General features: G+C 63.7%; 19 protein-coding genes. 11 read left to right on the top strand and 8 right to left on the bottom strand.

Annotated elements, in window-relative coordinates; all coding sequences use genetic code 11:
* Nucleotides 1-7: 7 nt before the first annotated feature.
* From queE to JYP46_RS16660, 6 genes are all read right to left on the bottom strand, one after another.
* Complete coding sequence (queE, locus tag JYP46_RS16685; RefSeq protein WP_206548747.1) at nucleotides 8-733, bottom strand: 7-carboxy-7-deazaguanine synthase QueE; 726 nt, start codon at nucleotides 731-733, stop codon at nucleotides 8-10.
* Nucleotides 730-1,086 (bottom strand): 6-carboxytetrahydropterin synthase QueD, encoded by a 357-nt coding sequence (gene queD, locus JYP46_RS16680; RefSeq protein WP_206548746.1) that lies wholly within the window; start codon nucleotides 1,084-1,086, stop codon nucleotides 730-732. The genes queE and queD overlap by 4 nt, the downstream gene beginning before the upstream one ends.
* Complete coding sequence (gene queC, locus JYP46_RS16675) at nucleotides 1,079-1,792, bottom strand: 7-cyano-7-deazaguanine synthase QueC (RefSeq protein ID WP_206548745.1); 714 nt, start codon at nucleotides 1,790-1,792, stop codon at nucleotides 1,079-1,081. The genes queD and queC overlap by 8 nt, the downstream gene beginning before the upstream one ends.
* 137 nt (nucleotides 1,793-1,929) lie before the next feature.
* Nucleotides 1,930-3,027: a M24 family metallopeptidase gene (locus JYP46_RS16670; RefSeq protein ID WP_206548744.1), complete on the bottom strand. Its 1,098-nt coding sequence runs from the start codon at nucleotides 3,025-3,027 to the stop codon at nucleotides 1,930-1,932.
* 84 nt (nucleotides 3,028-3,111) lie between these two features.
* Nucleotides 3,112-4,698, bottom strand: a complete 1,587-nt coding sequence (locus JYP46_RS16665) for an ABC transporter substrate-binding protein (protein ID WP_206544412.1) — start codon at nucleotides 4,696-4,698, stop codon at nucleotides 3,112-3,114.
* Nucleotides 4,699-4,718: 20 nt separating this feature from the next.
* On the bottom strand, nucleotides 4,719-5,408 hold the full coding sequence (locus tag JYP46_RS16660) for a helix-turn-helix domain-containing protein (RefSeq protein ID WP_206544413.1): 690 nt from the start codon (nucleotides 5,406-5,408) through the stop codon (nucleotides 4,719-4,721).
* A 278-nt stretch (nucleotides 5,409-5,686) separates the two neighbouring features.
* Here JYP46_RS16660 and JYP46_RS16655 point away from each other — a divergent pair, with 278 nt between their 5' ends.
* The 5 genes from JYP46_RS16655 to JYP46_RS16635 are packed head-to-tail and all read left to right on the top strand — an operon-like array spanning nucleotide 5,687 to nucleotide 9,715.
* Nucleotides 5,687-6,718 (top strand): ABC transporter permease, encoded by a 1,032-nt coding sequence (locus JYP46_RS16655; RefSeq protein WP_222474217.1) that lies wholly within the window; start codon nucleotides 5,687-5,689, stop codon nucleotides 6,716-6,718.
* A complete protein-coding gene (locus JYP46_RS16650) occupies nucleotides 6,715-7,611 on the top strand; it encodes an ABC transporter permease (RefSeq protein WP_065817307.1) in 897 nt (298 codons plus the stop codon). Before JYP46_RS16655 ends, JYP46_RS16650 begins: the two co-directional genes overlap by 4 nt.
* Nucleotides 7,608-8,453, top strand: a complete 846-nt coding sequence (locus tag JYP46_RS16645) for an ABC transporter ATP-binding protein (protein WP_113153892.1) — start codon at nucleotides 7,608-7,610, stop codon at nucleotides 8,451-8,453. Before JYP46_RS16650 ends, JYP46_RS16645 begins: the two co-directional genes overlap by 4 nt.
* Entirely contained in the window at nucleotides 8,450-9,202 is a 753-nt protein-coding gene (locus JYP46_RS16640; RefSeq protein WP_206548742.1) for an ABC transporter ATP-binding protein, read from the top strand. Before JYP46_RS16645 ends, JYP46_RS16640 begins: the two co-directional genes overlap by 4 nt.
* Before the next feature lie 12 nt (nucleotides 9,203-9,214).
* Nucleotides 9,215-9,715, top strand: coding sequence for a GAF domain-containing protein (locus JYP46_RS16635; RefSeq protein ID WP_113153894.1), 501 nt, complete (start codon nucleotides 9,215-9,217; stop codon nucleotides 9,713-9,715).
* Nucleotides 9,716-9,767: 52 nt separating this feature from the next.
* On the opposite strand, the gene JYP46_RS16630 is transcribed toward JYP46_RS16635, so the two are convergent.
* A complete protein-coding gene (locus JYP46_RS16630; protein WP_206548741.1) occupies nucleotides 9,768-11,699 on the bottom strand; it encodes a beta-N-acetylhexosaminidase in 1,932 nt (643 codons plus the stop codon).
* Between the two features lie 40 nt (nucleotides 11,700-11,739).
* On the bottom strand, nucleotides 11,740-15,099 hold the full coding sequence (locus JYP46_RS16625) for a hybrid sensor histidine kinase/response regulator (protein ID WP_206548740.1): 3,360 nt from the start codon (nucleotides 15,097-15,099) through the stop codon (nucleotides 11,740-11,742).
* Between the two features lie 264 nt (nucleotides 15,100-15,363).
* Between JYP46_RS16625 and JYP46_RS16620 the strand changes: the two genes are divergently transcribed.
* The 6 genes from JYP46_RS16620 to JYP46_RS16595 all read left to right on the top strand — a co-directional run bounded on the left by JYP46_RS16620 (nucleotide 15,364) and on the right by JYP46_RS16595 (nucleotide 21,252).
* The gene (locus tag JYP46_RS16620) at nucleotides 15,364-17,022 is read left to right on the top strand and encodes an ABC transporter substrate-binding protein (RefSeq protein WP_206548739.1); all 1,659 of its coding nucleotides are present in this window, start codon (nucleotides 15,364-15,366) and stop codon (nucleotides 17,020-17,022) included.
* A 164-nt stretch (nucleotides 17,023-17,186) separates the two neighbouring features.
* Complete coding sequence (locus JYP46_RS16615; RefSeq protein ID WP_113153898.1) at nucleotides 17,187-18,164, top strand: ABC transporter permease; 978 nt, start codon at nucleotides 17,187-17,189, stop codon at nucleotides 18,162-18,164.
* Nucleotides 18,164-19,072: an ABC transporter permease gene (locus tag JYP46_RS16610; RefSeq protein ID WP_206544418.1), complete on the top strand. Its 909-nt coding sequence runs from the start codon at nucleotides 18,164-18,166 to the stop codon at nucleotides 19,070-19,072. The genes JYP46_RS16615 and JYP46_RS16610 overlap by 1 nt, the downstream gene beginning before the upstream one ends.
* Nucleotides 19,069-19,878, top strand: coding sequence for an ABC transporter ATP-binding protein (locus tag JYP46_RS16605; RefSeq protein ID WP_206548738.1), 810 nt, complete (start codon nucleotides 19,069-19,071; stop codon nucleotides 19,876-19,878). The genes JYP46_RS16610 and JYP46_RS16605 overlap by 4 nt, the downstream gene beginning before the upstream one ends.
* Complete coding sequence (locus JYP46_RS16600; protein WP_113153901.1) at nucleotides 19,875-20,804, top strand: ABC transporter ATP-binding protein; 930 nt, start codon at nucleotides 19,875-19,877, stop codon at nucleotides 20,802-20,804. Before JYP46_RS16605 ends, JYP46_RS16600 begins: the two co-directional genes overlap by 4 nt.
* Nucleotides 20,797-21,252 carry a GNAT family N-acetyltransferase gene (locus JYP46_RS16595; protein WP_206548737.1) on the top strand — a complete coding sequence of 152 codons (456 nt, stop codon included), beginning with the start codon at nucleotides 20,797-20,799 and terminating at the stop codon, nucleotides 21,250-21,252. The genes JYP46_RS16600 and JYP46_RS16595 overlap by 8 nt, the downstream gene beginning before the upstream one ends.
* The last annotated feature ends 46 nt before the right edge of the window (nucleotides 21,253-21,298 follow it).

The raw sequence follows: 21,298 nt of genomic DNA, 5'->3' as shown, positions 1-21,298 counted from the left end.
CTTCCTTTCAGACGCCGCGCCGGTTGCCCCACAGGAGCACGTGAAGCTGCGGCAGGATGTGGGGGGAGAACCAGCGGTCGGCAACGGTGCGGTCCACCAGCCAGCGCATGCGCTCCAGAACGCCTTCCATGTCGATGGCGGCATCCTCGGCCTCGGTCTCTGGCGGCGGCGGGGTGTGGTTGCAGGGCTGGAGGTAGAGGGGCAGGGCGGGGTAGCGGTCCGCCACATGCCGCGCCCAGCGATAATCGGCCTCGTCGAAGATGACGATCTTCATCGCCATGGGCGCATTGCCGGCGGCGGCGATGCAGGCGTCGAAACGCTCCCAGTTCACCGTCTCGCCGGAGGAGGGCGGCTTGGGGCTCAGAACCAGCATGTCGAGCTTTGCGAACCAGTCGCGGGCGACGGAGCCCTGTGTTTCGAGCGCGAAGCGATAGCCCTCGGCGCGGCCCGTATCGATCAGCCGTTCGAAGGGCTGGATCGCCGGGTTGCCGCCGGACAGCGAAACCATGACGGGCGTGCCGCCGGAGAGGTCCCTTATGCGGTCCATTACATCCTGGCTCTGCATTGGCAGCCAGTCATGACGATAGACGTTGTCGACGGCGTGGAGGCTGTCGCACCAGCGGCAGCGATAGTCGCAGCCACCGGCGCGGACGAACACGGTCGGCATGCCGATCAATGCGCCTTCGCCCTGGATCGTGGGGCCGAAAATCTCGGCGATGCGCAGCGTGCTCATGGCCGGTATTCCGCCCAGGTCTTGGGCGTCTCGCTCACGCGCACCGCCGTCACCTCGCTCCAGCGCGTCCGGCACCAGTCGAAAAGCGCCTTGGCCAGAAACTCGGCGGTGACGCCGTCATGGCCGAACACCTCGTTCAGGTGCCGGTGGTCGAGCGTGTCGTCGATATGGTCTTTAAGGGGCTTGAGCTCGCGGTAGTCGCGGACGAAGCCGTGATTGTCGAGCCGCTCGCCGGACAGTTCCACCACGACGATGTAATTGTGCCCGTGCAGCCGGGCGCAGGGGTGGTCGTCCGGCAGGTTCGTCAGGCGGTGCGAGGCGGAGAAGTGAAACTCCTTGCTGACCCTATACATGGTCTACCTCCCCGGTGGCCCTTTGTGTGGCGGCAAGCCAGAAGTCCGGATCGTCATAGAGGGTGGGGTCTGGAACGCCGGCCTCGTGGAAGGCCTCGCGCCGCTCCACGCAGGTGCCGCAGCGCCCGCAATGGTTTTCGCCGCCCTTGTAGCAGGACCAGGTCTCGGCAAAGGTCGTTTCAGCGCGCGCGCCCTCGCGCACAATGTCGCCCTTGGAGCCGTTCACGAAGGGCGTGTAGAGGCTGACCGCGCCCATGCCTTCGAGCGCGGCGTCCTGCATGGCCTGAAACGCATCGATGAAGCCCGGCCGGCAATCGGGATAGATGAAGTGATCGCCGCCATGAACGGCGGCGGCCACGGCATCGGCCCCGCGCGCTGCGGCAATGCCGAAGGCGATGGTGAGCATGATGGCGTTTCGGTTGGGCACCACCGTCACGCGCATGGTCTCCTCGGCATAGTGACCATCCGGCACGTCGATGGCGTCGGTGAGGGCGGAGCCCGCCAGATGCCGGCCGATGGCGGAAATGTCGAGAAGGTCGTGGGGGACGCCGAGCCGGGCGGCTGCCTTTGCCGCGTAATCCAGCTCCTTGCGATGTCTCTGGCCGTAATCGAAGGAGATCAGGCCAATAAGGTTTTGTTCCCGCGCCACCTTGTGGGCAAGGGAAACGGAATCGAGTCCGCCTGAGCAGACGACGAGCGTTTTCATGATCGGGTTCCTTGTTTTAATGACCGGGTAGGCTGCGACCGGTGCCGGAACTCTCCGGCGGCTGGAGGCGTATCAGACCTTCAGCCCAAAGAAAAGCGGCGATCGGTTTCCCGACCGCCGCCTGGTTTTGTGAGCCTCTATCCGCGCAGCTGCGCGGTGCGCGGCAGGTCGGAGAGGATCTCCGCACCGTCGGCGCGCATGATGACGATCTCTTCCAGCCGCAGGCCGAACTTGCCGGGCAGATAGATGCCGGGCTCGATGGAGAACACCATGCCTTCGTCCAGAACCGTCTCGGAGGTGGCGGTCATGTAGGGCGGCTCGTGAATGTCGATGCCGAGCCCGTGGCCGGTGCGGTGGGGGAAAAAGTCGCCATAACCGGCCTCGGTGATCACGTCGCGCGCGGCCTTGTCGATGGTCTTTGCGGTGACGCCGGGCTTCGCAGCGGCAAGAGCCGCGGCAACCGCCTGCTCGACGATGGCGTAGACCTTCTCAAACTCCGCATCGGGCTTTCCGTAGTAGCCGACGCGCGTCATGTCGGAGGGGTAGCCGTCCAGCCGGCCGCCGGTGTCGATGAGAACCGCGTCGCCTTCCTTCAGCTTCGTGTCGCCGGTGTGGTGATGCGGGAATGCGCCATTGCCGGCAAAGCAGACGCTGGTGAACACCGGCACCGCACCCGCCGCCTTGTAGACGTCGCGGATGGCTGCGGAAATTTCCAGCTCGGTGACGCCGGGCTTCAGCGCATCGAAACCGGCCATGGCGGCCTTGTCGTTGAGCACCGCGCTCGCCTTCAGGCGCTTGTACTCGTCTTCGTCCTTGCGGGCGCGCAGATGGCCGACCGTGTCGTCGGTGAAGCGGCGCTTTGCGCCCGGCAGCGCGTCGAGCAGGAGCAGCGCGAAATCGGCGCGCATCGTCTCGTCGATCACCACGCTCGGGGTCTCCGGCAGGTTCGATGCCTTGAGAAGCCCGGCAAGGGCGGCGTCCGGGCCGTCATCGTCGCGCCAGGGGAAGAAGGGCAGGCCGGTCTTCTGTCGCGAGCTGTCGACATTGAGCGCGGGCATCAGGAAGCCGGCATGATCCTTCGAGATCAGAAGCATGACGGGGCGTTCGTCGCCGTGCGGGTCGAGGCCGGCAAGGTAGACCATGTGGCTGGACGGGCCGATGGCCACCAGGTCGGTGCCGGTTTCGCTCATGCGCTGGCGCAGTGCCTCAAGCCGCCGGGCGGAGGTGTTGGACATCAGAAACTCCTGAAAAGAATGGCGCTATGCAAAGGAAAGAGGCCGCCCCGGCTGGCGGGGCGGCCTCGATTGGTGCGGCGTTCGTCAGTCTTTCGTGACGAGCCGGTAGTAGACGAAGTCGGAGGTGGCGCCGTTGACGTAGCCGTTCACCTTCTCGTCCATGGCGACCTGGTAGGCAGCCTGGAACATGATGACGATCGGCGACTTGGCCTGCACTTCCTTCTGCAGCTCGACATACATCTCGTTGCGCTTGTCAGCGTCGGATTCGGCCAGAGCGGCAGCGGTCTTGTCGTTCATCTCCGTCGGCACGGCCCAGGCGTTCCGCCATGTGGTGGTGGCCTGGTAATTGTCGTCGGAATTGTCGCGGTTATAGGCGAAGGCCTTCGCGTTGGAGTGCGGATCCATGAAGTCCGGGCCCCAGTAGAGCAGCATCGCCTCGTGGCTGCGCTCACGGTACTTGGTGATGACCTGCGAGCCCGTGCCGGGGATGATGTCGAAGTTGATGCCGGCTTCCGCAAAGCTTGCCTGCAGCGACTGCGCCATGTCGGTGAACGGCGTCGAGTTGATGACGTCGAGCGTGACCTTGATCGGCGTTTCGATGCCGGCGTCGGCGAGAATCTGCTTCGCCTTTTCCGGATCGTAGGTGTAGGGCGTCTCGTCATAGGAGCCGGGGAAGCCCTTCGGCCAGAAGGCCTGGTGGATTTCCATCTGTCCCTTGAGGAAGCTGTCGGCCATGCCCTCATAGTTCACGAGGTAGCGCGCGGCCTCCCAGACGGCTTCCGGCTGCAGCGCTTCGGTCTTCTGGTTGAAGGACACGAAGTGCACGGCGGCCTGCGGGTAGGTCTCGACCTTGATGTTGTCGGCCTTGATGCCGTTGATCTGGTCCGGCGTCAGGTTGCGGGCCATGTCCACGTCGCCCGACTGCAGGAGAAGCTGCTGGGTCGCTGCTTCGGCCACGTGACGGATGATGACGTTCTCGACCTTCGGCGCACCCTTGAAGTAGTCGGCGTTGGCGCCCATGCGCACCAGCTCGCCCGGGCGGTAGGCGGTCAGCTTGAACGGGCCGGAACCGGCGGAGTTCGCGTTGAGCCACTTGTTGCCCATGTCGCCGTTTTCTTCATGCTCCATGACCGTCTTTTCATCGACGACGGAGGCAGGGCGGGCGGCCAGAACGTTCAGCACGAAGGCGGGGGAGAAGTCGCCCTCATATTTGACGACGACCTTGTCGCCATCGGCGGTGACCATCGCGTCGACATTCTCCGGCGTCCAGCCGAGCTGGGTGAGAATGAAGGCCGGGGTCAGGTTCAGCTTGATGACGCGGGCGAACGAGAACGCCACGTCTTCCGCACGGACCGGATTGCCCGAATGGAAGGTCGCGCCGTCGCGCATGGTGAAGGTGATTGTCTTGGCTTCCGGATCGGCTTCCCACTCGGCTGCGAGGCCGGGAGCGAGCACCGTCGGGTCTTCGGCGTCGTACTGCACGAGACGGTCATAGATGTTGGTGACCAGCTCGCCCGACGAGAACTCGTAGGCCTGCGCCGGATCGATGGCGACGATGTCGTCGATGTTCTGCGCGACGACCAGAACATTGTCCGGCGTGGCTGCGAGCACATGCTGCGACAGCGGCATGGTGAGAGCGGCGGCAAGGAGCGCCGTTTTGAAGAGCTTCATTGTTTTCTCCTCCTTATGGATCAGGAATTGCTCTTGGTCTTGCTGGTTGACGAACCGGTTCCCGACCGGGAGCCTTTGGGGCTGCCCTTGTCCGGAGAAACCAGTTCAATGCGGTTGGTCGCCTGGCCATTGGCGCCGAACACGGTCAGCGTGCCGGTCCACAACAGGCGTGCGGGACTGTCGGTGCCGTTCTTCCAGGCGTGCGGGGTGTTGCCCCGGTAATGCAGGCTGTCGCCGGCCTTCATCTCCATCTCTTCGCCATCGAGATACTGGGTGATGGAGCCTTCGAGGACGTAGATCATCTCTTCGCCCTCATGGCTCACCGTCTCCGAGGCGTAGCCGGGCGGTACGGTGAGCAGGAAGGAAGAAAGCTGGCTGCCGGGAAACTCGGTCCCGAGCCGCTCATAGACGATGGGCGATCCGGCGATGGAAAACTGCGGGCGGCTTTCGGCCCGCGTCAGGCCGTCTTCGGCGCGGGGCTGGGAGACGAAATAGTCGAGGCCGACGCCAAGCGCGCGGGCAATGCCGGCAAGCGAACCGAGCGTCGGCGTGGCGTTGTCGCGCTCCACCTGGCTCAGATACCCAACGGAAAGACCGGCCGCCTTGCCAAGCTGCTGAAGCGTGAGGCCGAGCTGGCGGCGGCGTGCACGAATAAGCACACCAATCCTGGTGTCGACTTCGGGTGTGGCGCGGACCGTTGGGCTGCTCAAAGATTTTTCCCCCACAAAAATTTTTTTGATGTAATCAGATTTTTTTGTATGATCCAAGCACTTTTTTGACTGACTTGGCAGGGCGCGGGACGAGTTTGAGCGCCCCAAAGTTGCATGAAAACAAGACGTTGGCGTCTGGTTTGTCTCACGGCAGGCCTGCCGGCCAGCCAAGGGACAGGAGGCGCGTTTGGGGCGTCCATCAACAAAAACAGCGGCCAGAGAGCAAACAAGCCATGGCATTTGAACCATCCACAGGGGCTGCCAGCGCGCGTTTGAGCATGCTGGCCAGCCGTGCCTGGGAAGGCGTTGCGAGCGTCCTGCGTTTCGCTGTCGTCGTCGCCGGCACTTTTCTCGGCCTTCTGGCCATCACCTTCTTCATCGGTCGTGTTGTGCCGATCGATCCCGTGCTCTCGGTCGTTGGCGACCGGGCGACACAGGAAGTCTATGAGGCGGCGCGTCAGGCCATGGGGCTCGACCGGCCGCTCATCGTGCAGTTCTTCGCCTATGTGGGCGACGTTCTGACGGGCGATCTCGGCATGTCGATCTCCACCGGGCGTCCGGTGGTCGACGATCTGGCGCGCGTCTTCCCCGCGACGCTGGAAATGGCCACCATCGGCATCATCATCGGCGTCGTGCTGGGCGTGCCCATGGGCGTTGTCGCCGCCACGCATCAGGGCAGCTGGATCGACCAGGTGATCCGCGTGCTCGGCCTGCTCGGCTATTCGGTGCCGGCCTTCTGGCTCGGCCTTGTCGGTCTGGCGATATTCTATGCTGGGCTTGGCTGGGTTGCCGGTCCGGGCCGCGTCGATATCTTCTATGACGGCCTGCTCGATCCCGTGACCGGGCTCTATCTGGTCGACAGCGTGATCGCCGGTGAGTGGGATATCTTCTGGAACGCGCTCGACCATCTGATGCTGCCGGCGTCGATCCTCGGCTTCTTCTCGCTGGCCTATATCGCCCGCATGACGCGCTCCTTCATGCTCGACCAGCTCGGGCAGGAATATGTGACGACCGCGCGGGTTAAAGGCGTGTCCGAGCGCCGCGTCATCTGGCGGCATGCGTTCTATCCGATCCGCATCCAGCTCATCACCGTGATCGGCCTGTCCTATGCGGCGCTGCTGGAAGGTTCGGTGATGATCGAGACCGTGTTCTCGTGGCCGGGCATCGGCAACTATCTTACGACCGCGCTTCTGACCGCCGACATGAACGCCGTTCTCGGCGCGACGCTGGTGATTGGCGCCGTCTTCATCATGATCAACAAGATTTCCGATGTGCTTTACCGCATCCTCGACCCGAGGGCACGCCGATGATTGACTGGCTTCTCGACGATTCCCCGACTTCGCGCCTGCAGGCCAATATGGGCCGCGCATGGCGCGTCTGGACCGCACTGTTACGCAATCCGCTCGCCGTTGTCGGCGCGCTGATCGTGCTGGTGCTGGTCGTCATGGCGATCTTCGCACCGCTGATTGCGCCCTACTCCCCCGTTGGGCAGGATCTCGCAAACCGCCTCATGCCGCCCTCCGCCGAACACTGGATGGGCACGGATGAGCTTGGTCGCGATATCTATTCGCGCGTCGTCTACGGTGCGCGCATCACGCTCTTGATCGTCACCATGGTGGCCGTCATCGCCGCTCCCATCGGCCTCGTGGTCGGTGCGGTGTCCGGCTATTTCGGCGGCTGGGTCGACCGCGTCCTGATGGGCGTGACCGATATCTTCCTGTCGATGCCGAAGCTCATTCTGGCGCTTGCCTTCGTGGCGGCGCTTGGACCGGGCATCGAAAACGCCATCATCGCAATCGCCATCACCGCATGGCCGGTCTATGCGCGCATCGCACGCGCGGAGACGATCACCTTCCGGGATTCGGAATTCATCTCGGCGGTCAGGCTGCAGGGCGCTTCTGCAACGCGGGTCATTCTGCGTCACGTGCTGCCGCTCTGCGCGTCCTCGACCATCGTGCGCGTGACGCTCGACATGGCGGGCATCATCCTCACCGCCGCCGGCCTCGGCTTCCTCGGCCTCGGCGCGCAGCCGCCGCTTCCCGAATGGGGCGCGATGATCTCGCGCGGGCGCAACTTCATCCTTGATCAGTGGTGGGTCGCCACCATGCCGGGCTTTGCGATCATTCTCGTCAGCCTCGGCTTCTGCTTCCTGGGTGACGGTCTGCGTGACGTGCTCGATCCCAAGCAGGGAGAAAAGCAATGAGCGCACCGCTGCTTGAAATCGAAAACCTGACAGTCACCTTCCCGACGTCCAGGGGACCGGTCGACGTGGTGAAGGGCATTTCCTTCTCGCTTGGCCGCGAGCGCCTGGGCATCGTCGGCGAATCCGGTTCCGGCAAGTCGATGACGGGCCGGTCGATCCTGCGGCTCATCCGCAAGCCGGGCCGCGTGACGGCGGACCGGATGACCTTCGACGGCATCGACCTTCTGTCGCAGAGCGAACGGCAGATGCGCGAGCTTCGCGGCGCGCGCATCTCCATGGTGATGCAGGACCCGAAGTTCTCGCTGAACCCGGTGATGACCATCGGCGAGCAGATTGGCGAGGCGCTGCTCACCCACAAGAAGCTGCCGCGCAGCGAGCTGAAGGCGCGGGTGCTTTCCATGCTGGAAGCCGTGCGCATCAACGAGCCGGAGCGGGTGGCGAACCTCTATCCGCACGAGGTTTCGGGCGGCATGGGCCAGCGCGTCATGATCGCCATGATGCTCATCCCCGAGCCCGACCTTCTGATCGCCGACGAGCCGACTTCGGCGCTCGACGTTTCGGTGCAGGCGCAGGTGCTCGACATCATCGACGATCTCGTGACCGGCAAGGGCATGGGGCTGATCCTCATCAGCCACGATCTGAACCTCGTCTCGCGCTATTGCGACCGCATCCTCGTGATGAACAGCGGCGAGATCGTTGAATCGTGCAAGGCCAGCGATCTGCACAAGGCGACGCACCCCTATACGAGGGGGCTTCTTGCGGCCATGCCGCGCATGAACGAGGACCGCGACGAACTGCCGGTTCTCGACCGCAGCACCTGGACCACGGGAGCGGGCACATGAAGAACGCCGCAATTCATCTCGAAAACCTGTCGATCAGCTACGGCAAGACGCCGGTGGTGTTCGATGTCAATTTCTCGGTGTCCGAGGGCGAGAGCTTCGCGCTGGTGGGCGAGTCGGGTTCCGGCAAGTCGACCATCCTGAAGGCGATCAGCGGGCTTGCGCCCGACTGGACCGGCAAGATCTCCGTGCTTGGAAAGCCGCGCGGCCATGCGCCGGACCGCGAGTTCGCAAAAGTCTGCCAGATGGTGTTTCAGGATCCGTACGGATCGCTGCACCCGCGCAAGACGGTGGATGACTGCCTGGCCGAGCCGCTTGCCGTGCATGGCATCGGCGGACGCGACACGCGCGTGAAGGACATGCTCGACGCGGTCGGTCTCGACCAGCGTTTCCGCTTCCGCTTCCCGCACCAGCTTTCGGGTGGCCAGCGGCAGCGCGTGGCGATTGCCCGTGCGCTGATGCTGGAGCCGCGCGTGATGCTGCTCGACGAGCCCACCTCAGCGCTCGACGTGTCGGTGCAGGCGGAAATCCTGAACCTCCTGAAGAAGCTTCGCCGCGAGCAGGGGCTCACCTATCTGATGGTGACCCACAACCTGCCCGTGGTCTCCTTCCTCTGCGACCGGATGGCGGTCATGCGTCATGGCCGTGTTGTCGAGATCGCAGAGGTGGATGCGTTGAAGACGGGTCGGCTTTCCGATCCCTATTCGCGCGAACTCTACGCCGCCAGTGGCGGCACGCTCCAACCCGCATAACAGAGACTGAAAATGACCGACTACACCGGCCCGCTGGCCGAATTCGACCGTGCGCTTTCACTCGCCACGACCCCGGATGCACCCTTCGATGCGCTGCTGGAGCTGACGCGTGCCGTGGTCGGCACGAAGCTGTTCACCTTCATGACGGCAGACATGAAGACCGAAACGGCAAGCCGTTCCTACACTTCGCATCCGGAAGAATATCCGGTGTCCGGCACCAAGCCGATCCATTATGACCGCTGGTTCGAGACGGTGCACAAGAAGCGCGAATGCTTCGTCGCCAACACGCTGGCCGACATCGACACCGTGTTCCCCGACGCCACGCTGATCGGTGAACTCGGCTGCGGTTCGGTCATCAACCTGCCGGTGGTGCTGGGCGATACGCTGGTCGGCACCGTCAACATCCTCGATGTCGAGCATCACTACACGCCCGAGCGCGTGGCGCTTGCAAAGGCCTGGCTCTCGGTGCCGGCAAAGGCTGCGTATCTCGCCAGCCGCCAGCTGCAGGGCTGACACTGTTTCCGCCCTCATGGTCAGCCTGTCGGACCATGAGGGCGGAATTTCTTTACGACACCGTGCGGTGTGAAACGGGCATCAGATCCTGGATCGCCCGGAACCGGTCAAAGTCCTTGCGCTCACTTGCCGACCACGCCGTCTCGGCCATGGCGGAGATGCGCGGATAGACCAGATGTGCGAAGAGGCCGGGCGTCGCCAGGTTCTCCGACCAGAGGCACGTCTGCACACCGGCGAGCTGATCTTTCAGTGCATCCGGCCAGTCGCCGCCCGGCTCATAGTCATAGGCGTCGCGCAGCGTCACGGTTCCGGCCCAGCTTGCGCCGGGCTCCCACCATTCCGTCGAACGGGCAATGTCGAGATAGTAATGCTCGGCAGGGGCCAGCACGACCTGATAGCCCTGTTCGGCCAGAGCGCGGCCGCTCTTCGATTCCTTCCATGCGACAAGCAGCGCGCCGTCCACATCGAGACCGCCGCCAAGCGCGGCCTCTTCCCAGACTGCGATATCGCGACCGCGCTCGCGCAGCATCTCCTGCACGCGTTTCAGGAAATAGGACTGCAGCGAGAAGGTCTCGACCTTGCCGAACAGTTTTTCACCCAGTGCGCGGGCGAGCGGGGATTCCAGCCATGCGCCCTCGGCCACTTCGTCCGCGCCGGCGTGGATGTAGCGTGCCGGGAAGATGTCCACCAGCGTGTCGAACACATCGCCGAGGAAGGTCCAGGTGGCGTCGACCGCGGGGTTGAGCGCGTTGTTCGGGAAGTATTGCACCGAGCGATAGTAGATGCGGTTCTCACCCGGATCGCAGAGCTGGGGCAGCGCGCGCAGCACGCAGTAGCAATGGCCGGGAATGTCGATCTCGGGAATGATCTCGATGCCGAGCCCCGCGCCATGGGCGACCAGCGCGCGCATGTCGTCGCCGGTGTAGAAACCGCCGGAACGCTCTGCCGGCGTGCCGAGAAGCGGCGGCAGGATTTCGTTGCCGCCGCGAAACGCGGTGCGCTCTGTCAGCGCGGGCCAGCCCGGAATTTCAAGACGCCACGCCTCGTCATCGTTCAGGTGGATGTGGAAGTGGTTCAGCTTGTTCCAGGCGAGGCAGTCGAGGAAGTCGTTCAGATCCTGCATCGGATAGAACTGGCGGGCGACGTCGAGATGCGCGCCGCGCCAGCCGAAACGCGGCCTGTCGCTGATCGCGCCGCTGGCCGGCAGGGTGAACTCGTCCGGGCGCTGGCGCGCGCCGCGCAGCATCTGTCCCAGCGTGATGAGGCCGTGGCGGAAGCCGTTTTCATCACCGGCGCTGAGCGCGATGTCTTCCGCGTTGAAAGTGATCGCATAGGCGCCATCGCCCAGATCGGGACCGGCCGTCGTCGTCACCACATGTCCGCCATCCTGGCCGAACAGCGGGGCCTCACCGGCGAAGAGGCGGCCTGCAAGCGCGCTGACCACCGAGAACGCTTTCTGCGCATCCGGCGTGGCCCCGGCTGCGAGCACGAAGGGGGCAGCCGTGTCACGCCGGCCATCCACCTGAACGTCCAGCGGTGCGGGAATGACGGAGACGGGGGCCGCCCCTTCCGGCAGCGCGGTCGGCTCGAGTTTCTCCCAGTTCGGCTCGCCGGGAACGCCATTCAGCGTCATTGGTTTGACGTCCACGGGGCAGGTGGTTCCGTCTTTCAGAATGAGATGTGCGCTCTTGGGGCCATAGGTGTAGTGGCGCAGCACATGGCTCAGCCGGTCTGCCCGAATGACCCAGCTTTCGCCCGGCGCAAGCACTGCGCCGCTCGGCTGGAGGAACACGTGGTAGTTGGAAAGCTGGTCGGCAAGCGTCGCCCCCTCGATCTCGCAATCGGGATGAATGCGGAAGAGCGAGGTGGTGGCGAGCTGCGCGCCGCTGATGGGCGCGCCTTCGGTCATTTCGAGCTTCAGCTCGATCACGCGGCGCTCTGCGTCCCAATTGGTCAGCAGGCGGCAGGCATGGCTGTTCGGCATCGGTGTTCCTCCCGAAAAAGAATGCGTGGATTGATGGATTTCAGAGATCGGCGGCGGTGGGCTGGTCCTGCCGCTGCCGGGGTGAGTTGGCGATCCGCAGATGCTCACGCAGGCGCGCGAGATCGGCGGCGAGTTTCTGCGCTTCGGCCTGCCGGTCGGCAGCCTCCGCGCGGGCAAGGGTGAACTCGGCCGAGCGCACCACATCGCGCCAGCGCGGGTTGAGAGGCAGCGTTTCGATCAGCAGATATTTGTCGAGCGTGCGGGTCTGCAGCGATGTCTTGTCGAGGCTGACGCGCCAGATGCCGCTCTCCTCGGCAAATTCGATCCGCTCCTTGCCGGTCACGTCGCGCCACAGGTTGAGGCTGCCCGTCATCACCTGAACGATGAGGGCACGATAGGCTTCATCCGATGCCGGGCCCGGCTCGGCCTGCGCTTCGCCGGCCATTACCGGCAGCGCGCTGTCGATGGCTCCGCGCACCGAAACGAGCAGGTTCTCGGCCTCCAGCGAGGCGTCGCTCAGAACGAGCGCCATACCCGCGCCCGCTTCGGGCTCCAGCTCGAACGCATTGATGGTGAATTCGCGTCCGCCCAGATGCAGCGTGGCGCTGCTTTCGCCATCCACCCGGCACTGGCTGTCGAGCAGCGCGGCCATGTCCGACGGCAGCAGGAGAGACAGGGGCGTGGCGCGGTCGAGCGGGCGACCGAAGATCGTCTCCGCAGCCCGGTTGGCATAGGTGATGATCGTCTTGTCGTTGACGCAGACAAGACCGGCTTCCAGCGCGTCGAGCAGGCGCGCCATGCGGCGCTGCGACAGGCGCAATGCGTCTTCGACCTGGATGCGGCGATCCACCTCGTCGCGCAGTTCCTGATTTTCCTCCGCACGGCTGCGGGCGCGCGAGGCGTCGATCAGGGTGGAGATGCGCGTCAGAAGCTCATCCTTGACGAAGGGCTTCACCACATAGTCGTTCGCACCCGCCTCGAAGCCGGCGATCATGTCGCGCGTGCGGCTGCGCGCCGTCACCATGATGATGGGCAGGTCGATCAGCGAGAACTGGCGGCGCAGCCTGCGCGCCACTTCGAGGCCCGAGAGATCGTCCATCATCACGTCGAGGATGAGAAGGTCGGGCTTGTGTTCCAGAACGGCCTCGATGCCATCGCGGCCATTGTCGGCGCAGATGACGCGATAGCCCTGCGGCAGGAGCACGTTGCGCAGAACCTGTAAATTGATCGGCTCGTCATCCACCACAACGATGGTCTGCGCATTGGCGTCGCCGCGCTCGGAGACGGAGGTCTCGAAGGCATCGAGCGCATTGATGGTCTGGTGCAGGCCGCCGGGATATTTCCCGCGCGCCTGTTCTGCCGCATCGGCGCTGGCGGCGGGAAGCTGCAACACGAAGCGCGAGCCCTTGCCCGGTTCGCTGGTCGCGGTCAGCGTGCCGCCGAGCAGGGCTGCAAGATTGCGCGCGATGGCGAGGCCGAGGCCGGTCCCGCTCTTCTTCTGTGTGACGTCGCCGGATTCGGCCTGTTCGAGCGGCTGGAAGATGCGTTCCAGATTCTCGGGCGAGATGCCGCGTCCGGTGTCTTCCACGGCGACGGAAACCGTCGCGCTGTCGCCTTCACCCTCGTGCCATGCGGTGACGTGGATGTGCCCGTCATCGACATATTTGATGGCGTTGCCGATGAGATTGTAGAGGATCTGCTCAAAGCGCACCGGGTCGGCGATTACCGGCGGCGTCACATCGGGAATGTCCACCCTGAGGCTCACCGGCTCGCCGGAAAGCAGCGGCTCGGAGAGAAGCAGAACCTGGCGCACGCTGGTGGCCACATCGACGCCCTGAATGTCGAGCCGCATGCGGCCCTGACGGATGCGGTAGAGGTCGAGCAAATCGTCCACGAGGCGCGACAGGCGGCGGGCCGAGAAGGTGATGAGCTGAAGCTGGTTGCGTTGTGTCGGTGCGATGTCGCCGGCCGCACCCGCAGCCAGTGTTTCGGAGATGCCGATAATGCCGTTGAGCGGTGTTCTCAGCTCATGCGAGGTGTTTGCGAGGAACTGGTCCTTCATGCGGTCGGCCTGTTCCAGCTCCGCATTCTTCTCGCCGATCTCGCGGATATGCACTTCCAGTTCGCGGTTCTTCTGGCTGATGAGCTGAAGCTGATCGCGCAGCGCATCGCGCATGCGGGCGACGGAATGGGAGAGCCTCGCGAATTCCGTCGGCTTGTCGAATTTCGGCAGGCTCATGTCCAGCGCGCCATCGGCCACGGCCTCTGCCGCATCGGTGACGGATTTCAGGGGGCGGGTCTGCGAGCGGGCGAGATAGTAGGATAGAAGCAGGATCAGCGGCAGCGCGAGTGCGGCCAGCGCCAGGATGAGGTTGCGCAGTCTGGTGCTCGCTGCGAAGGCCGATGCGGCGTCTGCATCGACGGCGAAAAGCCAGGTGGCGTCGGGCAGGAGAAGATGCGTCCATGCCGAAAGGACGGGTGCGCCGAGCAGTCCCGTTTCGAGCATCGTCACACCGCTTTTCGCTTCCATCTCCTCCGGCACGCTGGCGCTCACGCCGGTCTTGAGGGCAGGGGCCGAAGAGGCGATGACGGCGCCGCGCGACGAGATGAGGCTGAGCGTGCCGTTGACGCCTTCATGCCCACCCAGAAGGGCGGCAAGCTTGCTGGCGGGCAGGCGCAGAATGGCCGCGCCGCTGGCGCGTTGATAAAGGCTCACGCGAACAGCGAAATAGGCGGCGAATTCGCCGGTGCGCGGATCGCGCGCAAAATCGTAAAACACGATGTGCCGGTCGTCGGGCGCAGAGCGCAGCTCCATCAGCGCCCTGGAAAGCGTTGAATCGCCTTTGGTCAGGAGGCTGCCCAGATAATCGTCCTTGAAAACGGAATAGACGACCCGCCCGCGCGCATTGACGAGATAGACATTGTCGAACTCGGAGCTTTCAACAAAGGTCAGATATTCTTCGTGGAACTGGCTGTGCGCATTGGCGTAGGCGAGGGCTTCGCGCAGGAGCCGGTCATGGCTGGGCGCTTCGGCCCGCGCCGGCTCGTTCGGCCCGACCTCGAACAGGCTGCGCAGCTCCTCCGCCGCCTGCTCCTCATCGGGCGCCATCTGGCTCATGGCGTAGCTGAAACCGTAAAAATCGCCAATCGAGTAGCGCGCTATGTTGGTCTGGGCGAGGCTTTCGGCCTGCCGCTTGGCGAAAGACACATATTGTGTCAGTTCACTGGTCTTGGCATCGCGCGCAAAGGCGATCTTCTCGAAGGTTTCGCGTGCAATGTTTGCGTTGACGAGGGAGTAGAAGGCGGCAGCGCTGATCGCCAGCGGCACGATTGATACCGCAAGCAAGACCAATAAGAGCCGCGCCTGGAAACCGGCCGGTAAAATCCTGCGCCAATTCATGTAATCCTCCCGAGACGGCAAAAAGCACGCCTTTCAATGAATACGCTAGCGAAAGCCGAAGGCTCCGCCAAGACCGCGAGCCACGCCCGAAGGCGAATGCAACGAAACTGACGAAATTTACGAAATAGACGGTGGCATTAGATTGGTCCTATCTACCAGAATGACTGGACTGTTCTTGCCGGCGCGTGTCGCGCCAGGGTGGAGCCTTTGGCGGAGCAGTAGAAGAGGGCGGACGGTCCGCCCGGACTCTTGAGGGAGGAAAGCATGAAACATTCGTTGACGGCCGGGCTGGTCCTTGCCGCCGGTATTCTGCAGATGCAAGCGGCCGCGGCTGAATCCGTTCTCACGGCCCTGCCGATCCAGCGCACGGCGTGGATTGAAAACTACAATCCCTTCAACCAGTCCTCGCGACTGCCTTCGGTCAACGACTTCATCTACGAGCCGCTGATCATCTTCAATACCCTGAAAGGCGGTGAGCCGAATTATCGGCTGGCGACGGGTTATGAATTCTCCGAAGATCTTAAGACGCTGACAGTCACCCTGCGCGACGGCGTGACCTGGTCCGATGGCGAGCCCTTCACGGCCGATGACGTGGTGTTCAGCCTCAATCTGGTGAAGGAGAACAAGCCGCTCGACATCTATGGTCATGGCAAGCTCGTCGATACGGTCGAGGCTGTGGACGACAAGACCGTCCGCTTCCAGCTGAGCGATGCCAATTCCGGCGCGATCTACTCCATCGTCCGTCTGGCGATCGTGCCCGAGCATGTCTGGTCAAGCGTCGAGGACCCGGTGACCTTCACCAACCCGAACCCGGTCGGCACCGGTCCGCTGACGGAGATCCGCCGGTTCACGCCGCAGGAATACATCCAGTGCCGCAATGAAAAATACTGGGATGCGGAGACCCTCAAGGTCGACTGCATGCGCTTCCCGCAGATCGCCACAAACGATCAGGCGCTGGCGGCTGCCGCCCGTGGCGAACTGGACTGGATGGGCTCGTTCCTGCCCGACATCGAAAAGACCTTTGTCGGCAAGGATCCCGAGAACCACAAATACTGGTTCCCGGCCGGCTCGCTCGTCATGTTCAACGTGAACATGGAATCGAAGAACGAAGGCAACCGCGAAGCGTTCAGCGACGTGGATTTCCGTCGCGCCGTTTCCATGTCGCTTGACCGTGAAGCCATGGTCGACATTGCCGGTTACGGCTATCCGACCATCAACCAGTATCCGTCCGGTCTCGGTCAGGCCTACCACTCCTGGAACAATCCGGAAGTGGATGCCGAGTATGGCAAGTTCACCCGCTATGATGTCGAGGGCGCCAAGGCGCTTCTGGCCGAGGCGGGTTACAAGGACACCGATGGCGACGGCAATCTGGAAACGCCGAGCGGCAAGAAGATCTCGTTCAACATCATCGTGCCGAATGGCTGGACCGACTGGATCAACACGGTGCAGCTGGCGGTGGAAGGTCTGACGGCGATCGGCATCGAGGCCCAGGTGGCCACGCCCGAGCATGCGGTCTGGTCGGAAAGCCTGATCAACGGCAATTACGACATGGCCATGAACGCCTACTTCACCGGTGTCACGCCGCATTACCAGTATGATCTGGGCCTGCATTCGCAGAACCAGGGCAAGACCCGCTTCGGCGCGACGCGTTACTACAATGAAGAACTCGACGGCCTGCTGGACTCCTTCTTCCAGACCGTTGATGCGGAGAAGCAGCGCGCGATCATGAACGACATTCAGATGGAAGTCGGTCGTGACATGCCGTTCATCGCCGTGTTCAACAACCCGCTCTGGTACCAGTACAACACCAAGCGCTTCACGGGCTTCTTCAGCGCCGAGAATCCTCAGGCCAAGCCCGTCGTTCACGACGAGACGCCGGAGCGTCTCCTTCACCTGCTCTCCCTGCGTCCGGTCGAAGATTGATCCGATCCTCGATCTGACTGCATCCTCCCCCCTTCTCCCCGTTCGCGGGGAGAAGGGTTCCACGGAGGGGAAAACCGGGAGCTGACGCGGGGCCTTCGCCCCGCTTTCAGAAAAGGCGCCGTGGCCTTCGGGCCGTCTGACGGCGCACAGAGCAGGGGGACACCATGCGCTTCATTCTGCGCCGGCTGGCGTTCTATCTCGTTGCCTTTTTGGTGGCGGCCACATTCAATTTCCTCATACCGCGGCTGATGCCGGGCAATCCGGCAGACGTCATGCTGGCCCAGGCCCAGGGCACCATTCCACCCGAGGCGCGCGAGGCGCTGATGGAGACATTCGGCTTCATCAACGAACCCCTGTATCTGCAATATCTCAAATATCTGGGCTCGATCTTCACCTGGGATTTCGGCCTTTCCGTCAAATACTACCCGACGCCGGTGTTCGACCTGCTTGCCCGCGCGCTGCCGTGGACACTGTTCCTCACCGGAACGGCGACGCTTCTGGCCTATGCGCTCGGCACGCTGTTCGGCATTCGCGCCGCGTGGCGGCGTGGCAGCGGGTTCGACAGTTTCATGTCCCCGCTGGCGCTGGCGCTGCAATCCATCCCGCCGGTGGTGATCGCGATCACGGCGATGTTCCTCTTCTCCGTCTCGCTCAACTGGCTGCCGGCCGGCTATGCATTCGACCCTTCGCTTGAGCCGTCGCTCAGCGGGCCGTTCCTGTCCTCCGTGTTCTTTCACGCGCTGATGCCGGTCCTGTCGCTCAGCATCGTTCTGGTGGGCGGCTACCTCATCACCATGCGCAACAACATGATCGGCCAGCTCGGCGAGGATTACGTGCATCTGGCGGAGGCGAAGGGGCTTTCGGATGCCCGCGTGCGCTACAATTATGCGGCGCGCAACGCCTTCCTGCCGTCCATCACCGCCTTTGCGATCAGCCTTGGCTCGGTGTTTGGCGGCTCGCTCATCACCGAGGTGGTGTTCAACTATCCGGGGCTCGGAAACCTGCTCTACATGGGGGTGATCGCCCGCGATTTCCCGCTCATTCAGGGCCAGCTTCTCATCATGACGCTCGCCATGCTGAGCGCAAACTTTGCCGTCGATATCGCCTATGTGGCGCTCGACCCGCGCTTGAGGAGGGCGTGATGCTCAATCTCCTGAAGGTCTTCGTGCGCAACCGCAAGGCAGCCTTTGGCGTCTTCATCGTCGTGTTCTACGTGGTGGTGGCGCTGGCCGCGCCGCTCATCACCGACCACGATCCCAACAAGCGCGTGAGCCGTCCGCATCAGCCGCCGAGCGCGGAATATGTGATGGGCACCACCCGCATGGGCCGCGATGTCTACACCCAGCTCGTGTGGGGTACGCGCACTTCGCTCATGGTCGGCATTCTGGCCGGGCTCATCGTCACGCTGATCGGCACCGTGGTGGGCCTGACCGCCGCCTATTATGGCGGCGCGACGGACGAGACGCTCAATTTCGCAACCAATGTGGTGCTGGTGCTGCCGCAATTGCCGCTGCTTCTGGTGCTGGCGGCGTTTCTCGGGCAAGTGGGGCCGCTCTCCATCGCCATCATCATCGGCCTGACATCATGGGCGTGGGGCGCGCGCGTGACACGCGCACAGGCCATGACGCTGAAGAACCGCGAGTTCATTCAGGCTTCCCAACTCATCGGCGAGCCGGTCTGGCGCATGATCCTGGTGGAAATGCTGCCGAACCTTCTGTCGATCATAGGTTTCAACTTCATCGGCAGCGTGATCTTCACCATCATCACCCAGGCCACGCTGGAGTTCCTCGGGCTCGGCGATCCGCTCTCCGTCTCGTGGGGCACGATGCTCTACAACGCAAAGAACGCCTCGGCGATTACCGTGGGCGCATGGTGGGAGATGGCCGCACCCTGCGTCGCCATCGTCATCATCGGCGTGGGCCTGTCGCTGCTCAATTTCGGCGTCGACGAGATTTCCAATCCGCGGCTGCGCACGCTGGGCGCCATCGGCAAGGCCATGAAGCTGCAGAAGAAGCTCGACCGCGCGCGTCTTGCGGAGAAGGAGGCATGAGCATGGAGACCGCAAAGCCACTTCTTTCGGTGCAGAATCTGTGCGTCGACTACCTGACGCCGAATGGCACGTTCCGCGCCGTGCGCAATGTCTCGCTCGACATCGGGCAGAACGAGATCCTCGGGCTTGCCGGCGAAAGCGGGTGTGGCAAGAGCACCATCGCCTTCTCGATCATGCGGCTCCACCGGCCGCCGGCCTTCATCAGCGATGGCAAGATCCTGTTCGAGGGTGAGGATGTTCTCGCCTTTTCACGCCGCCGGCTCGAGGCCTGGCGGTGGAGCGGGGCGTCCATGGTGTTCCAGAGCGCGATGAACTCGCTCAACCCGGTGCTGACGGTGTTTGAGCAGTTCCGCGACATGCTCGCCCGTCACGAGAAGATGGGGCGCGACGCGGCCCGCGTGAAGGCCGGTGAAATGCTGGCCATGGTGGGCATCCCCGAAGACCGGCTCGATTCATTCCCGCACCAGCTTTCCGGCGGCATGCGCCAGCGGGTGGTGCTCGCCATGGCGCTGACGCTCAAGCCGCGCCTCGTGGTCATGGATGAGCCCACCACCGCGCTCGATGTGGTGGTGCAGCGCGAGATCCTGCAGGAGATCGTGGCGCTGCGCAAAACGCTCGGCTTCTCGGTGCTTTTCATTACGCATGATCTGGCGTTGATGGCGCAGTTCGCCGACCGCATCGCGATCATGCTGGAAGGGCGCATCGTCGAGCAGGGCGAGGCGCGCAGCCTGGTGGCCGATCCGCAGCACGAATATACGCGCAAGCTCTGGGCAGCCATGCCGCGCATTGAGGGAGCAGCCGCATGAACGCCCCGCTTCTGTCGCTTGAAGGCGTGTCCAAGACCTTCCATGTGCGCCCGGTTCTGGGCGCGGTGCGCCGCGTGGATGCGCTGCGCAATGTCACCTTCTCCATCGAGCCGGGCAAGGCGCTGGCGCTGGTCGGCGAAAGCGGGTCGGGCAAGAGCACCTGCGGGCGCGCCGTCATCCGCCATTTCGAGCCGAGCGCCGGCACCGTCCGGTTTCGCGGCGAGAACATTTTTGAGAACCGCACCCGCAGCGGAGACCGCGCCTATCTGCGCGCGGTGCAGATGGTGTTTCAGGACCCGTTCTCCTCGCTCAACCCCACCCACACGATCCGTCACCATCTCGAACGCCCGTTGCGGCTGCATGGCGGGACGGCGGATCTCGAAGCGCGGCTTCGCCAGACGCTGGCCGATGTGGAGCTTGATCCCGACACCACGCTTGAGAAGTTCCCGCACCAGCTCTCCGGTGGCCAGCGCCAGCGTGTCAGCTTTGCCCGTGCGCTTGCGGTGGGCGCGGAGCTGATCGTTGCCGACGAGCCCACCTCCATGCTTGATGTGTCGATCCGCAAATCGGTGCTCGACCTGATGCGGCGCTTGAAGGAAGAGCGCAACATTGCCTTCCTCTACATCACGCACGATATCGCGACCGCTCACTACATCGCCGAGGAAACGGCGGTGATGTATGCCGGGCAGGTGATGGAGCGTGGCCCGTCCGATGCGGTCATCCGCAATCCGCGCCATCCCTATTCGCGCCTTCTCATTTCCGCCGTGCCCGATCCGGCGAAGCGTTTCGACGACGCCGATGGCGACGGGCTTGCCTTTACGCGGCAGGCGGAGGCCGTGCGGTCACGTGCGGCGCGTCCCATCTCCGGTTATCGTGAAGTTGCGCCAGACCATTTCGTTGCCTATTCGGATGCAGACCATGACTGATATGCTCGTGCCCCTCTACAAGCTCCCGCCGGCCAGACCCGTGGCCGAGGGCATTGTCATTCGCCGCGCCATCGGGCCGGAAATGCATGTCGTGTGCGATTTCGCCGAGAAGCATTTCAGCCGCAACTGGGCCAGCGAATGCGCCGTGGCCATGGCGGCGCAGCCGGCCAATGTTCTGGTCGCGGTGGAAAACGGAAAGCTTCTGGGCTTTGCCTGCTACGACGCCACGGCGAAGGGCTTCTTCGGCCCGACCGGCGTTGACGAGGCCGCGCGCGGGCGCGGCGTCGGGGCGGCGCTGCTCATGGCCACGCTTCAGGCGATGCGCGATGCGGGCTATGTCTATGGCGTGATCGGCAGCGCCGGGCCGATCGAATTCTACAAGAGCCAGTGCGGCGCAATCGAGATTCCCGATTCCACCCCCGGCATCTATGGCGACATGCTGCGCTGAGCGGTTCGCGCTGCGGCATGAGGTCGTGGCCGGTCAATCTTGCCGA

The organism is Nitratireductor aquimarinus, assembly GCF_017255295.1.
Lineage (GTDB): Bacteria > Pseudomonadota > Alphaproteobacteria > Rhizobiales > Rhizobiaceae > Nitratireductor > Nitratireductor aquimarinus.
Note: the sequence above shows the minus strand (reverse complement) of the source record. Positions and strands in the feature narration are given on the sequence as shown.

Excerpts from the sequence above, each read along its gene's own strand:
- JYP46_RS16670 (WP_206548744.1), bottom strand. The coding sequence starts at position 3,027 with ATGTCCAACACCTCCGCCCGGCGGCTTGAGGCACTGCGCCAGCGCATG.
- JYP46_RS16640 (WP_206548742.1), top strand. The coding sequence starts at position 8,450 with ATGAAGAACGCCGCAATTCATCTCGAAAACCTGTCGATCAGCTACGGC.
- JYP46_RS16625 (WP_206548740.1), bottom strand. The coding sequence starts at position 15,099 with ATGAATTGGCGCAGGATTTTACCGGCCGGTTTCCAGGCGCGGCTCTTA.
- JYP46_RS16630 (WP_206548741.1), bottom strand. The coding sequence starts at position 11,699 with ATGCCGAACAGCCATGCCTGCCGCCTGCTGACCAATTGGGACGCAGAG.
- JYP46_RS16605 (WP_206548738.1), top strand. The coding sequence starts at position 19,069 with ATGAGCATGGAGACCGCAAAGCCACTTCTTTCGGTGCAGAATCTGTGC.
- JYP46_RS16600 (WP_113153901.1), top strand. The coding sequence starts at position 19,875 with ATGAACGCCCCGCTTCTGTCGCTTGAAGGCGTGTCCAAGACCTTCCAT.
- JYP46_RS16635 (WP_113153894.1), top strand. The coding sequence starts at position 9,215 with ATGACCGACTACACCGGCCCGCTGGCCGAATTCGACCGTGCGCTTTCA.
- queE (WP_206548747.1), bottom strand. The coding sequence starts at position 733 with ATGAGCACGCTGCGCATCGCCGAGATTTTCGGCCCCACGATCCAGGGC.
- JYP46_RS16620 (WP_206548739.1), top strand. The coding sequence starts at position 15,364 with ATGAAACATTCGTTGACGGCCGGGCTGGTCCTTGCCGCCGGTATTCTG.
- JYP46_RS16645 (WP_113153892.1), top strand. The coding sequence starts at position 7,608 with ATGAGCGCACCGCTGCTTGAAATCGAAAACCTGACAGTCACCTTCCCG.
- queD (WP_206548746.1), bottom strand. The coding sequence starts at position 1,086 with ATGTATAGGGTCAGCAAGGAGTTTCACTTCTCCGCCTCGCACCGCCTG.
- JYP46_RS16655 (WP_222474217.1), top strand. The coding sequence starts at position 5,687 with ATGCTGGCCAGCCGTGCCTGGGAAGGCGTTGCGAGCGTCCTGCGTTTC.
- JYP46_RS16650 (WP_065817307.1), top strand. The coding sequence starts at position 6,715 with ATGATTGACTGGCTTCTCGACGATTCCCCGACTTCGCGCCTGCAGGCC.
- JYP46_RS16595 (WP_206548737.1), top strand. The coding sequence starts at position 20,797 with ATGACTGATATGCTCGTGCCCCTCTACAAGCTCCCGCCGGCCAGACCC.
- JYP46_RS16615 (WP_113153898.1), top strand. The coding sequence starts at position 17,187 with ATGCGCTTCATTCTGCGCCGGCTGGCGTTCTATCTCGTTGCCTTTTTG.
- JYP46_RS16610 (WP_206544418.1), top strand. The coding sequence starts at position 18,164 with ATGCTCAATCTCCTGAAGGTCTTCGTGCGCAACCGCAAGGCAGCCTTT.
- queC (WP_206548745.1), bottom strand. The coding sequence starts at position 1,792 with ATGAAAACGCTCGTCGTCTGCTCAGGCGGACTCGATTCCGTTTCCCTT.
- JYP46_RS16665 (WP_206544412.1), bottom strand. The coding sequence starts at position 4,698 with ATGAAGCTCTTCAAAACGGCGCTCCTTGCCGCCGCTCTCACCATGCCG.